The sequence below is a fragment of the Paenibacillus litoralis genome (genome assembly GCF_046244365.1).
Lineage (GTDB): Bacteria > Bacillota > Bacilli > Paenibacillales > NBRC-103111 > Paenibacillus_V.
In genome coordinates, this window is the sequence record NZ_CP176395.1 from 6,025,714 (window position 1) to 6,038,984 (window position 13,271).

Sequence of the window (13,271 nt, forward strand, 5' to 3'; positions counted from 1 at the left end):
ATACAAGCTAGGTTTTGCAAATGCTGTAGAATTTTGTCGAATAATGATCAGATATTGTAAATTTTCACACCTTACACCGTTTTCCGCTGAATATAATACAGCATCACATGCTGGACGATGACTTTACCGACGGCAAAAACCGGGACAGCCAAAATGAGTCCCATGACCCCCGCCAATTCTCCCCCCACTAATATCGCGAAAATGATGGTGAGCGGATGCATATGAAGCGTTCTTCCCACTACTTGCGGCGATATTACATTTCCTTCCAGAATCTGTACGATCGTATTGACAATCACGACATACAGCACCATTTTCCAAGAAATCGTAGCGGCCATCACAAGCGCAGGAGCAGCTCCTAAGTAAGGTCCCAAATAGGGGACGATATTGAAAATGGCTACGACGCTGGCCAGCAGCAGCGGGTACGGCATATCGATCACCCAGTACCCGATATAGGCAAGAAGTCCGACGATGAGGCAAACGAGAAACTGTCCGCGTATATAACTGCCGAGGGCCGAGTCGATATCGATGAGCAGCTTTACGGTTTTTTTGCGGTGGGATCTTGGCACGATGGCAAGCACCGCACGCTCGATCAGCTGAAAATCCTTCAAAATGTAAAACGCCAAAAAAGGGATAATAAACGCGATAAATACGGCGTTTAGCGTGCTTCCGATACCGTCGATATAACCCGAAATTGCCTGGGAAATGCCGCTCTCGACTTTCTCCAAAGAATTGAAAATCCCCATGCGCACGCTCTCCGGCAAATACCGGTTGTCGTTGAGGCTGTCCATCAGCCCTTGGGCCCGCATTGTCAGCTGAGGCATATGAACGTTCAGCTCGGTCAACTGAGACATAAACATCGGAATCAAGTTGATCATGATGACCGTTAAGGAAGTAATGAACACCGCATAAATCAGCAGCACCGCGATCGTCCGCGGCACCTTCCTGACATTAAGCAGCGATACGATCGGATTGAGCACATACGAAATCACCATGGCAATGATGAACGGTCCCAAAACCGCCTTCAAAAACCCGTACGTCCACGACAAAATCGGGCTGATCCGCACAAGCATGTACAAAATTAGAAGACCAAGCAATACGTAAACGAAAACGGAAAACAACCGGCTTTTGAATAACGGTTCCATACCTTCACCTCGCCTTCCCGGCAAACGTCTATGTTTAAGTATATGTACGAGCCGCCCGATTTAATCCAATTGCGAAACAGGCGGTTAACGGCCCGAAAAACCAAAAAATTCCGGCCTCAAGCGAACTTACGCGATATCGCGAAGGTTTGCTTAAAGCCGGAATTTCATTATGCGATTGCCAATCGGTCATGCGGTTAGGTAGCGTGCACTTGAGGAATTTCCTCTTCAAAAAACAAGTCGTCGAGCGAGCTTAGCGTGCCGTCTTCCTCTACCTGGTAGACGGACATTTTGTCGCCGTTGACGGTCAATTCTATAAAGCAGCCCCAGCAATAAAACTGGTGGGAGCCGATCTTGCCGATATCTTTGGAATTGCAGTTTGGACACCGCATCATCGCAATCACCCTATTCCGTATTAATTTCGTTCAATTCCTGCCCGGCTTGCACCGGCACCAGAAGCACATCGTCGCCGAATGTAGATTTCTCCGGAGCAGGAAGCCATTTGCGGCCTTCCGTCACATCCGTCAAAAAACCGTCGGATAATTCGTAGCCTATTATCGGTTTACCCATATTTTCGGAAAAATAAACATCCTCGACCATGCCGAGCTGCAGTCCGTTGACCGTAAGCACCGGCGTACCCTTAAGCTTGCGCTTGCCATTGACGAGACAGATATGGTCCGGCGCTTCTTCCCAGTCGCGCAGAACCCAATCGCCTTGCACCGTTATGGCATCCTCGCCGAACGACACGACGTCGTCCCAATCGATATAACGCGCTGCCGTAAACCAATTTTTCGTCTCCAATACGACGCCTTGGGCATGCATCTCCGCATCGAGCCAAAAATCTTTGGCCGTACCGAGCCGTTTGCCGTGATTCACCTCGATGACCGGCAGCCCTAGAATATCGTAAGCTTTACGCAATTGCCCTTCACCCCGTCCCATTGAGCGATGCCGCTTTCGGCTCGTCCACATTTTTTGCCAAAGATGGGCGCTTTATTCAGAAGGAATTGCAAAAGAAAAGCTTACTTCTTGCTGCGGATTCGTTCCACAATGGTTGCGGCTTGCTTGGCGGCACGAACGATTTCGTCTTCAGGCTGGTTGATGCCGAAGCTGAAGCGAACCGCAGATGTCAATACGCGCTCAGGCAGCTGCATAGCCCGTAAAACGTGAGAAACCTCGAGGGATCCGGACGTGCAGGCCGACCCGCTTGCTGCCGCAATGCCTTCCAGATCAAGATTCATAAGCAACGTTTCGGTATCGACGCCGGGAAAGCTGACATTGACGATATGAGGAAGCCGGCATTCCGCATCCGGATGGCCGTTCATAACAAATCCGTCTTCCCCCAGAGCTTCCTCGAGCGTCCCTACCATACTTTGACGGAGCTTCGCGCAGCTTTGTTGCAGCAATCCGATATGGTCTACGGCAAGCTCCGCTGCCGCCGCAAATCCGACGATGCCCGCTACATTCTCCGTACCCGCTCTGCGCTTACGCTCTTGAGAGCCGCCGAACAGTTGCGGTAATATTTTGGCCTTCGGCGATACGTACAGCGCCCCCGTTCCTTTAGGGCCTTGAATCTTATGCGCGGAGAAGCTCATCAGATCGACCGGAAGCTTCGTAACGTCAACCGGGATATGCCCAAGCGCCTGTATGGCATCGACATGAAAGAGGATCCCTTTGCTGCGCGCGAGCTCCCCGATCGTCTGAATCGGCTGCAAGGTGCCGACCTCGTTATTGCCGTACATGATACTGATTAGAGTCGTATCGGGTCTTATCGCCCGTTCCAATTCCTCGAATCGAATAAGACCGGTCGTATCTACTGGTATATAAGTTACGTCGTGACCGGCGCGCTCCAGCTGTTCGCAAGCATGCAGAACGGCATGGTGCTCGATCTGAGACGTAATGATATGACGCTTCTGCCCGCCCGTTGCGGCAATCGCGCCGAATATCGCCAAATTATCGCTCTCCGTACCTCCGCTTGTAAAAACAAGCTGCCTGCCGTCGCAGTGAAGCTTAGCGGCCAGCAGATCGCGGGCATCGCTTACCGCCATGCGCGCCGCCATACCGAACCGGTGCGTGCTTGAGGGGTTGCCGAAACCGGAAAGACCGCTTAAATACGGCAGCATCCTTTCCAGCACGGCAGGATGAAGCGGCGTCGTCGCGGCGTGATCCAAATAAATGTCATTCATCGCTTTCACCAATCTAAGTAGGGTTGTTCAAAAGAAAAGCGGTCTTTGAACTCGATCTAAATATAGAACATGTAGTTATCGTTTTTGCCTTCGTCATGGAAGGAAATCAGGTTTGCCAAAGTCGTCGAATCCAGCACCAGCGCGATGCTGTCGCGAATGCGAACCCACAGGTCCCGCTTCGCCGGATCGTCCTCTTCCGTGAAATCGACAGGACTGATCGGACCTTCCAAAACACGGATCACGTCTCCGGAAGTAATTTCTTCGGGCGAACGAGACAAAATGTAGCCTCCGTAAGCGCCGCGGATGCTTTTAACCAAACCGGCATTGCGAAGCGGTGCGACCAGCTGCTCCAAGTAGTGTTCGGAAAGCTGATGCTTCTCTGCAATGCTTTTCAAGGAAGTAGGACCTTCGCCGAACCTCGTCGAAAGCTCCATCATAATCGTAAGTCCGTAGCGGCCCTTGGTGGAAATCTTCAAAACAGCACCTCATTCATCTTTTATCGCATATTCCTGCAGCGACCGACTTGTCGCTTTGCCGCCGAAATCCCAGCCGTAAGGCGGATTCCGCGAGCTGCCGCCACTTGCAAGCGGCTCTATTCATAGAAGTCGTTTAGCCTTCATTTCCTATCAAATAACATGCCATACCCGCATTAAATATATGTTAACATACAATGACATCCCTTGAAAACAAAACAATGACAACTTCGTGAAAAAAAAGTGGTGAAACTCACAAAAAAATTTGGCAAAATCACTGAAAAGGGCTAAATTCCGCTGGTAAACAATAGGTTCATCATTCAAAAACCATCTGATTCCCCTCCCAATCGTTGCCGGAGAGCGAACAATTTTTGCCTACTGAGCAGAAATTGGTGACAGATGGGGTCGTTGTGATACAATAAATTTCAGTTTCGGTTATAAAGTGAGGTCATATACCATGAGTGACGTAAAAAAAATGCCGCGCGTCGTGCTTGGCATGTCCGGCGGCGTCGATTCGTCGGTGTCCGCCCTGCTTCTGAAGGAGCAAGGGTATGAAGTCATCGGCGTGTTCATGAAAAATTGGGACGATACGGACGAGTTCGGCCGCTGCACCGCGGAAGAAGATGCAGAGGATGTGCGCCGCGTCTGTGCCCAAATCGGAATTCCGTGCTATACCGTCAATTTCGAGAAGCAGTATTACGATAAAGTATTCGCCTATTTTCTGGACGAGTACCGCAAGGGAAGAACGCCGAATCCCGACGTGATGTGCAACCGGGAAATCAAATTCGGCGAATTTTTGCAAAAAGCGCTCGATCTCGGCGCCGATTATATCGCTACCGGGCACTATGCCCAGGTGGAGGAAGAGGACGGCGTATTCCGCCTGCTTCGCGGGATCGACAGCAATAAAGACCAAACTTACTTCCTCAACGCGCTGAACCAGTACCAGCTCTCCAAAGCGATGTTTCCGATCGGCCACTTGCCGAAGCCAAAGGTTCGGGAGCTGGCACTTGCAGCCGGACTTGCTACGGCCAAGAAAAAGGACAGTACCGGCGTTTGCTTTATCGGCGAACGAAATTTCAAGGAATTCCTCAGCCAATATTTGCCTGCCCAATCCGGCGAAATGCGGACATTGGACGGGGAAGTAAAAGGCCGTCACGACGGGCTCATGTATTACACCCTCGGCCAGCGGCAAGGGCTCGGAATAGGCGGATCGGGCTCCGGAGAGCCCTGGTTCGTTGCGGATAAAGATTTGGAGAACAACATTCTGTACGTCGTTCAAGGGGAAAGCCATCCGCGGCTATACTCCGTCGGACTGGAAGCGACCGATCTGAATTGGATCAGTGGAAGCGCGCCTGGCTCTTCTTTCCGCTGTACCGCGAAATTCCGCTACCGCCAGCCGGATCAAGGCGTTACGGTCCATGTACGCGACGGCGGCGTTTGCGACATCATCTTCGACGAGCCGCAGAAGGCCGTTACGCCCGGACAGTCCGTCGTCTTCTATGAAGGCGAGGTTTGTCTCGGCGGCGGCGTCATCAATCGTACGCAAGGCATGGCGGAGCGTTGATTCTCGGATCAAATCGCAGTGCCAGAAGTCCCCGGAGCTTCATTTTCGGGGACTTCTTCCTATTCGCATAACCCGCTGGCACCGCGCCGTTTAAAGTTTAGCAAGGTAGATACACGCGCATCCAACTTATGCTACAATACCTAATAGACTATTTTTAGCTGCAGAAAGGAAGACCGCATCGTGACGACGGCCACTAAGGTTTATATAGAGGATATCATCAAAGCGAATCATGCCTTGAGCAAAATCATCGAGCAAACGCCTTTACAGCGTAACGAGCTGTTATCCAATCAATACGAATGCAACGTCTACTTGAAGCGCGAGGACCAGCAGATCGTGAGATCGTTCAAGCTGCGCGGCGCTTATAACTTTATTCAAAGCCTGTCCCCCGAGGAACGGAGCCGCGGCGTCGTCTGCGCCAGCGCAGGCAATCACGCTCAAGGCTTCGCTTACTCCTGCAAGCATCTCGGCATACAAGGCAAAATTTTCATGCCGACGACGACGCCCAAGCAAAAAATTTCGCAGGTCAAGTTTTTCGGCGGTACGTTCGTGGAAGTCATTCTTACCGGGGATACGTACGACGATTCTTCCGCGAAGGCGAAAGCCTTCTGCGAACAGGAAAACATGGTGTTTATCCATCCGTTCGACGACTACCGCACGATTGCGGGTCAAGGGACGGTCGGTCTTGAAATGCTGAATCAAATGCAGGAAACGCCCGATTTCGTCTTCGCCACGATCGGAGGAGGCGGCCTCGTCGCAGGCGTCGGCTCCTATGTCAAAAGCGTTTCGCCGGGCACCCGCATCATCGGCGTCGAACCGGCCGGTGCGGCAAGCATGAAAGCTTCCCTTGACGAGGGATGCGTCGTCACTCTGGACACGATCGATAAATTCGTCGACGGCGCAGCCGTGAAACAGGTAGGCGCACTCACATTCGGCATTTGCCAGCAGCTGCTTGACGACATCGTCCTCATTCCGGAAGGCAAGGAATGCACGACTATTCTCGAGCTGTACAACAATAACGCGATCGTCATCGAACCCGCGGGCGCGCTTCCCGTAGCGGCACTCGACGCTTACCGCGAGCAGATTAAGGGAAAGAATGTCGTCTGCATCATCAGCGGCGGCAACAACGATATCGAGCGGATGCAAGAAATCAAGGAACGGTCGCTGATCTATGAAGGGCTTAAGCATTATTTCATCGTGAATTTCCCGCAGCGTTCCGGCGCGCTTCGCGAGTTTCTGGAGGAAGTGCTTGGTCCCGGCGACGATATTACCCGTTTCGAATATATGAAAAAGAACAACCGCGACAACGCGCCCGCACTGGTCGGTATCGAGCTCAGTAACAAAGACGATTACCACGGCCTGATCGGGCGGCTTTCCAAAAGGGATTACGGTTTTGTCGAAATCAATCATGATCCGAAGCTTTTCAACTTGCTGATTTGATGCAAAAGGAGCGTGACAGGCGAGCGAATCGCCTATCCGCTCTTTTTTTGATGCCGGAAAGCCTCCGCTCATTTTCTGGAAAATTGTTTTCGGTGCAACCGCTGATTGGTTCGCCGCCGTTTGGGGACGCTAATCTTATTGATGCTTCGTTAAGCGTAATAGGAGGAGTTCTCATGAATAAACAGGTGAGTGCGGCATTAAGCGCCCTTCTCGTCGCCGTCATGCTGACGTCCGGCTGCGGAGCCAAGAAGGCGGCCGGCGAGGAACAGCAGAATGGCGGCAAGATGAAAGCCATGGGTGCGCCAAACGGGGATGTGCAACCACAGGGAAATGTCAAGCCGCTTTCCTATTCGGATAAACATTTCGATAAAATACGCGAAGCCTCCAAGGCCGTCGAGATGAATACCGTGTATGTCCCTCAGAACGGAGCTGCGGGCGATAAGCTAGACTGGGTTGAAGTGGACAGCAACGTAATAATCCTTCACTACAAGAAGATGGATATCATCGAGTACCAGAAGGAAAGCAAGCCGACAGGCCGCGTAACGAACGAGGAGGACGTCAAGCTGCTCAACGGAGACGGCAAATGGTTCACGATCGGCAAGCGGCAATCGCTGCGGATGAAGCTTCCCGAGGCATACATTATCGTATCCTCGCAGAAAGGCGTGCCTCGCGAAGAGCTGGAGAAGGTTGCGGAATCGCTGCAGCCGTTCAAGCGATGAATACAGGAAAAGCCGCTGACTTTACCAAAGTCAACGGCTTTTTTTCATCCTTTGTGCTGCCTTCTGCGCGCCTGGTTTTGTTTGATTTTATCCTCGGTGCCCTGGTCGCTCGCTTCAAAAAACACCGCGTCCCGTATCGGATCGGGCAAATATTGCTGTTCGACGTAATGGCCGGGGAAATCGTGCGGGTACAGATAGCCCTTATGCCCGAGCTTTTCTGCGCCGCTATAATGCGTATCCCTCAAATGCAGCGGAACCTCGGCCGACTTGATCCGCTCCGCGGCATCCATCACGCGCGAAAGCGCGAGCGGAATGGCGTTGGATTTCGGGCTCTCTACGGCAAAAAGAATCGCCTGCGCGACGATGTACTTCGATTCGGGCCAGCCGATTCGTTCGAACGCCTGCGTGGCGCTGACCGCTTGAACCATGGCCTGCGGATTGGCAAGGCCGATGTCCTCGCTGCAGGCGACCGTTAGCCGTCTCAGGAAGACGCGCGGGTCCATGCCAAGCTTCTCGACTGCGTAGAGAAACCAGAACAGCGCGGCGTCGCTGGAGCCGCGAACGCTCTTATGGAAGGCGGACAGGACATCGTACTGCGTCGACTCGTCCGCCTTCACGGTCGGGCGCCGAATCGATTCCTCCGCCGCTTCAAGCGTTAAGGGAATCGTTCCGTCCGGCGCAGGCGGGCTTGTCAGCGCGGCAAGCTCAAGCGCGTTGAGCGCACGCCTTATATCGCCGTTCGCCATCGCGGCGATATGGGCGATTGCCGCTTCCTCCACACGAAGCGGGAGGAAGCCGAGCCCGCGCTCGTTGTCAGCGAGCGCACGCTGCATGGCTATGAGCGAATGCTCATGCGTCAGGTGCTTCAGCTCGAACAGCGTCGAACGCGACAGTAAAGCGCCGTTCACGTAGTGAAACGGGTTTTCCGTCGTCGCCCCGATGAAGATGATGATCCCCTGCTCGACCGCCGGCAGCAGCGCGTCCTGACGCGAGCTGTTAAAGCGATGGACCTCGTCGAGAAAAAGAATCGTTTTTTTGCCGTACAGGTCTTTCACCTGCTTCGCCTGCTCGATGACTTCGCGAACGTCCTTGACGGAGGCATCGACGGCATTCAATCGTACAAATTCGCCTTGCGTTTTATGGGATATGATATGGGCTAGCGTCGTTTTTCCTGTCCCCGGAGGGCCATAGAGCAGAATCGAAGTCACCTTGTCCGCTTCGATGGCCCTCCGCAGCAGCTTGCCCGGCCCGACGATATGCTCTTGTCCGATATAATCGTCAAGGGAAACCGGGCGCATCCGGTCGGCCAAAAGCTTTGCGCCAGGCTCGGCCGATGCCCGGTAAGAGAATAAGTCCATAGTTCGACAAGCTTCCTTTCCTTAGGCCGCCTCAGAACGGCTGTCATCCGCATGGTGCACCCCCCTATCATAACGCGAACGGGCATGGCTTGTCACGGCTGGCGCCTCGGACCGAGCCCTTTTCTATTCGAAACACAAACCACTCTAGCAGTTCGGCGCATACCATATCATAGCTTGCTAGAAGGAGGGAGTGCATTGTTTGATATCGTTTTTTGGATGTGGTTTGCAGCGGGCGTTCTGTCCGCATTAACGGCGGAGGGTGCCGTATGGCTCTATTGGCGATATTTGGGCGCGGGATCGATTCGCGACTATATTTCGAAGCATGAGGAACCGAGCGGCGCCTATAAGGTTGTCGCCAAGTACAAAACGCTCAATCAGAAGGTCGCCCTGGTCGAGCAGGACGGCTATTATCACGTATTCGCGGATGGAAGCGAAATGTTCAGCACGACGGAGGACGATGACAAGTTCGCGGAGGCTATCGTCCATGTTCCCGCCGCCGTCGCGGAATTTCGCGAGCGCATGCTGATTATCGGCGCCGGCGGCGGCATAACCACCCGCGAGGCGCTGCGGTATCCCGAGGCGACGGAAATCGTCTCCATCGATGTCGATCCCGCAATCATGAATATGGGCAAAACATTGGAGCCTCTGGTGAAGTTTAACAAGGGCTCTTTAAATAATCCGAAGGTACGGACGCTAATCAAAGACGGACGCGCTTTCGTGGAACAATCGAACGAAACGTGGGATGTCATCGTCATCGATTTACCGGATCCGAGCCGTGCCTATCCCGAGTTGCGCCGATTATTCAGCGTGGAGTTTTACAAGCTGCTCAAAACCCGTTTGGAGCCTGGAGGAGCTATAGCAATCGCTTGCTCGGCCGCCTCCGAAATGCCCGGTTATTTCCGGGCCATTCAAGCTACGCTCAAAGCCGCCGGTTTTCACGTCATCCCCTACCACTATGATTTTATCGTGGAGCTGGGTGTGGATTGGGGCTTCTGTCTGGCAACCCTCAGACCGGTCTCCAGGCACGAGATCCGGATGAAGCTGCCGACGAAGTATTTAAGCAGAAGAAGGCTGGACGATATGTTCCGTTTGCCTATCTATTTTAAGGTGAGATGGGATGACCGTAACATACAAACCGATGAGAACCACCTCCTTGCGGACATCGTCGAGAAAGCCGGCGATTGATCAGGCTCTGCAAGGTAAGAGCGTAAAAAAAAGCCCGTGCCCCCCTTATTGGCGGGAAACGGACTTTTTTATGCGTAGTCTGAATCGTCTAGAGATTCCTTAGAGCTCCTGCAAATTCGCTCTATCCTCCTGCAGCTGCTCCTTCACCCGCTCCACGGGCTCTTGATTCGGAACCTCCAGCGCCTGCGACAGCGCATTTTCCGCCTTTTCCAAGGAGTTCTGCGCTTCCTCGATGAGCTGCTCCGTAGGATGCGACTGCGCTTTCGTTACCGCGCTATGAGCCGATTCGGCGGCATCCTGCGCTTGGGATATGCTGTTGCTCGACTGTAAGCTGGTAGGACCGTATCTCGGCATGAAAAAACCTCCTGAATCCGTAGTGGAAAGCACTATTGCCTGTCCATTAGGGTGGAGGTTATCGATGGTTTTTATGCATGCGCATCGGCCCGGGTTGACCGGGAATGACGAACTGCAGAAAGCCGGTAAGAAGCTGGTAAAAATCCGCTATCTGCCCGAATGCTCGATAGTGACGCCCGCCTTGGCAAGCAGATCTCGAACGACGACGCTGGCGGCGATCAGTCCGGCGACAGACGGGACGAAAGCGTTGCTGGAGGGCGGCTGCTGCGCTTTCCGAATGTCCGGCGCATTGTCCGGCACGATTTTATCCGTTACCTCTTTACGCGGCTTGATCGGCTCTTCCGTGGAGAAAACGACCTTCACGCCTTTCATAATGCCTTCCTTGCGAAGCTTCTGCCTGATCACGCGAGCCATCGGATCGACGCTCGTCTTGGAGATGTCCGCAACCTGAAACCGCGTCGGATCCATCTTATTGGCCGCTCCCATGCTGGAGATCAGCGGAATTTTACGGCCGCGGCATTGCTTGATCAGATGAATTTTGTAGCTGATCGTGTCCGAGGCGTCGACGACGTAATCCAGCGGATATTCGAACAGCTTCATGTACGTCTCTTCCGTATAAAACATCCGGAGCGCAATGGCTTCGCATGCCGGGTTGATCTGTCCGATCCGCTCCCGCATCAGTTCGGCTTTCGGTTGACCGACCGTCGACAAGAGCGCGTGGATTTGCCGATTCACATTCGTAATATCGACGACATCCTTGTCGATCATGACGATGCGTCCGACGCCGGATCGGGCTAAAGCTTCCGCCGCGAACGAACCGACGCCGCCTATACCGAGCACGGCCACTGTGCTGTTTTTCAGCGCCTCCAGCCCTTCCTCCCCGAAAGCCAGCTCGTTGCGCGAAAATTGATGCAGCATAAGGATTCCTCCTAGCCATAATAAGATAGAATGATAGCTTTCCCAGATTTCCGCTAGGAAAGCTTGTCTGCAGCGCATAAGCGAGAGCTTGCCGGACGGCAAGCTCATCGCAATTGGACTATGGCACCGCGATATTTCACGGAGTATGAAACATTACTTGGCAGCAGGCTGCTTAAGCGCTACCCGGATCGAAAGCTGCTCAAGCTGCTTGTCGTCCACCGTTCCCGGCGCATCGGTCAGCAGGCAAGTTGCGCTTGCCGTCTTAGGGAAGGCAATCGTTTCGCGCAGGTTGTTGCGTTTCGTGATCAGCATGACGAGACGGTCGAACCCGAAGGCGATGCCGCCGTGCGGAGGCGTGCCGTATTCGAACGCTTCGAGCAGGAAACCGAACTTCTCGTTCGCTTCTTCTTTGGAGAAGCCGAGCGCTTGGAACATTTGTTCCTGCATTTCGCGCTTGTAAATACGCATCGAGCCGCCGCCCACTTCGTAACCGTTCAGCACGAGGTCATACGCTTGTGCCCGTATTTTGCCCGGATCGGTGTCGAAATAATGCACGTCCTCGTCTTTCGGACGGGTGAACGGATGGTGCTCCGCCACAAAGCGTTTTTCTTCTTCGTCCCAGCCGAGCATCGGGAAGTCTACGACCCACGCGAATTTGAACTGCGATTCGTCGATCAGCCCGAGCTCGCGGCCGACCTTCAAGCGCAGGTTGCCAAGCACGTCTGCGACAACCTTCTTGTTGTCCGCCGAGAACAGCAGCAGGTCGCCCTCGACCACATTCAAGCGTTCCGTCAAGGCCGCGATTTCCTCCGGCTTGAAGAACTTGACGATCGGACCGCGCCATTCGCCTTCCTTCACCGTTACCCAAGCGAGCCCTTTGCCGCCGTAGCGCGCCGCGAACGGCTGCAGGTCGTCAAGCTCCTTGCGGCTCCAGTTCGCGCAACCCTTGGCGTTCAACACTTTCACTTGGCCGCCGCCCGCTGCTACGTTTGCGAACACTTTGACATCGCTGCCCGCTACGATATCCGTAATTTCAACCAGCTCGAGGCCGAAACGCAGGTCCGGCTTATCGGAGCCGTATTTGCCCATAGCGTCCGCATACGTGATGCGCTGGAACGGACGAGGAATATCGACGTTCGCGGTTTGTTTAAACAAGCGAACGGTCAGTTCCTCCATCATGTCAAGCAGCTGATCCTGCGACAAGAAAGAGGTTTCGATGTCCACTTGCGTGAACTCCGGCTGGCGGTCGGCGCGCAGGTCTTCGTCACGGAAGCAGCGTGCGATTTGATAATAACGCTCCATGCCGCCTACCATCAGCAGCTGCTTGAAAATTTGCGGCGATTGCGGAAGCGCGAAAAACTCGCCGGGATGAACGCGGCTAGGCACGAGGTAATCCCTTGCGCCTTCCGGCGTGCTTTTGGTCAAGATCGGCGTTTCCACCTCGATAAAGCCGTTCTCGTCCAGGTAGTCGCGGAACACTTTTGCCGCCTTCGAGCGAAGCATGAGCGTTTTCTGCATTTCCGGACGGCGCAGATCGAGGTAGCGGTATTTCAAGCGAAGCTGCTCGTCGATTTCGATGCCGTCTTCGATGAAGAACGGTGGCGTTTTGGCTGCGTTCAAAATTTCGATTTGCGTGACCTGAACCTCAATCTCTCCGGTTTCCAGGTTGGTGTTGACCGTATCGGCCGAACGCTGGACAACTTTACCCGTTACCGAAAGCACGTATTCGTTGCGGGCCCGGTCGGCAACTTCCAAAGCTTCCTGCGAAAAATCCGGGTTGAAAACGATTTGCACCAGCCCGCTGCGGTCGCGCAGATCGACGAACAATACGCCGCCAAAATCGCGTCTTCTTTGCACCCAGCCGTTCAACGTGACGGTTTCTCCGATTTGCGCCTTGCCTAATTGACCGCAATGATGTGTTTTTAACAATGTCATCTTATA

13 protein-coding genes are annotated in these 13,271 nt (G+C 53.7%); 4 read left to right on the top strand and 9 right to left on the bottom strand.

Annotated features, from left to right (window positions below):
- Nucleotides 1-71: 71 nt before the first annotated feature.
- From ACKGJP_RS25510 to cymR, 5 genes are all read right to left on the bottom strand, one after another.
- A complete protein-coding gene (locus ACKGJP_RS25510) occupies nucleotides 72-1,142 on the bottom strand; it encodes an AI-2E family transporter (RefSeq protein ID WP_409341596.1) in 1,071 nt (356 codons plus the stop codon).
- Between the two features lie 194 nt (nucleotides 1,143-1,336).
- The gene (locus ACKGJP_RS25515) at nucleotides 1,337-1,534 is read right to left on the bottom strand and encodes a hypothetical protein (RefSeq protein ID WP_409341597.1); all 198 of its coding nucleotides are present in this window, start codon (nucleotides 1,532-1,534) and stop codon (nucleotides 1,337-1,339) included.
- A gap of 10 nt (nucleotides 1,535-1,544) precedes the next feature.
- A complete protein-coding gene (locus ACKGJP_RS25520) occupies nucleotides 1,545-2,078 on the bottom strand; it encodes a PRC-barrel domain-containing protein (RefSeq protein ID WP_409341598.1) in 534 nt (177 codons plus the stop codon).
- An 80-nt stretch (nucleotides 2,079-2,158) separates the two neighbouring features.
- Nucleotides 2,159-3,322: a cysteine desulfurase family protein gene (locus ACKGJP_RS25525; protein WP_409341599.1), complete on the bottom strand. Its 1,164-nt coding sequence runs from the start codon at nucleotides 3,320-3,322 to the stop codon at nucleotides 2,159-2,161.
- Nucleotides 3,323-3,378: 56 nt separating this feature from the next.
- Nucleotides 3,379-3,798: a cysteine metabolism transcriptional regulator CymR gene (gene cymR / locus ACKGJP_RS25530; RefSeq protein WP_409341600.1), complete on the bottom strand. Its 420-nt coding sequence runs from the start codon at nucleotides 3,796-3,798 to the stop codon at nucleotides 3,379-3,381.
- Between the two features lie 454 nt (nucleotides 3,799-4,252).
- Here cymR and mnmA point away from each other — a divergent pair, with 454 nt between their 5' ends.
- From mnmA to ACKGJP_RS25545, 3 genes are all read left to right on the top strand, one after another.
- Nucleotides 4,253-5,359 (top strand): tRNA 2-thiouridine(34) synthase MnmA, encoded by a 1,107-nt coding sequence (mnmA, locus tag ACKGJP_RS25535; RefSeq protein WP_409341601.1) that lies wholly within the window; start codon nucleotides 4,253-4,255, stop codon nucleotides 5,357-5,359.
- Between the two features lie 180 nt (nucleotides 5,360-5,539).
- Nucleotides 5,540-6,796 carry a threonine ammonia-lyase IlvA gene (gene ilvA / locus ACKGJP_RS25540; protein ID WP_409341602.1) on the top strand — a complete coding sequence of 419 codons (1,257 nt, stop codon included), beginning with the start codon at nucleotides 5,540-5,542 and terminating at the stop codon, nucleotides 6,794-6,796.
- A gap of 173 nt (nucleotides 6,797-6,969) precedes the next feature.
- Nucleotides 6,970-7,515, top strand: a complete 546-nt coding sequence (locus ACKGJP_RS25545) for a hypothetical protein (protein ID WP_409341603.1) — start codon at nucleotides 6,970-6,972, stop codon at nucleotides 7,513-7,515.
- Between the two features lie 44 nt (nucleotides 7,516-7,559).
- Here ACKGJP_RS25545 and ACKGJP_RS25550 read toward each other — a convergent pair whose 3' ends face one another.
- Nucleotides 7,560-8,873, bottom strand: coding sequence for a replication-associated recombination protein A (locus ACKGJP_RS25550; protein WP_409341604.1), 1,314 nt, complete (start codon nucleotides 8,871-8,873; stop codon nucleotides 7,560-7,562).
- A 195-nt stretch (nucleotides 8,874-9,068) separates the two neighbouring features.
- Here ACKGJP_RS25550 and ACKGJP_RS25555 point away from each other — a divergent pair, with 195 nt between their 5' ends.
- Entirely contained in the window at nucleotides 9,069-10,058 is a 990-nt protein-coding gene (locus ACKGJP_RS25555) for a spermidine synthase (RefSeq protein ID WP_409341605.1), read from the top strand.
- 99 nt (nucleotides 10,059-10,157) lie between these two features.
- On the opposite strand, the gene ACKGJP_RS25560 is transcribed toward ACKGJP_RS25555, so the two are convergent.
- The 3 genes from ACKGJP_RS25560 to aspS form a co-directional block, all read right to left on the bottom strand.
- The gene (locus ACKGJP_RS25560; RefSeq protein WP_409341606.1) at nucleotides 10,158-10,412 is read right to left on the bottom strand and encodes a hypothetical protein; all 255 of its coding nucleotides are present in this window, start codon (nucleotides 10,410-10,412) and stop codon (nucleotides 10,158-10,160) included.
- 147 nt (nucleotides 10,413-10,559) lie between these two features.
- Nucleotides 10,560-11,330, bottom strand: a complete 771-nt coding sequence (locus ACKGJP_RS25565) for a ThiF family adenylyltransferase (protein ID WP_409341607.1) — start codon at nucleotides 11,328-11,330, stop codon at nucleotides 10,560-10,562.
- A 153-nt stretch (nucleotides 11,331-11,483) separates the two neighbouring features.
- Complete coding sequence (aspS, locus tag ACKGJP_RS25570; RefSeq protein ID WP_409341608.1) at nucleotides 11,484-13,265, bottom strand: aspartate--tRNA ligase; 1,782 nt, start codon at nucleotides 13,263-13,265, stop codon at nucleotides 11,484-11,486.
- Nucleotides 13,266-13,271: the final 6 nt, after the last annotated feature.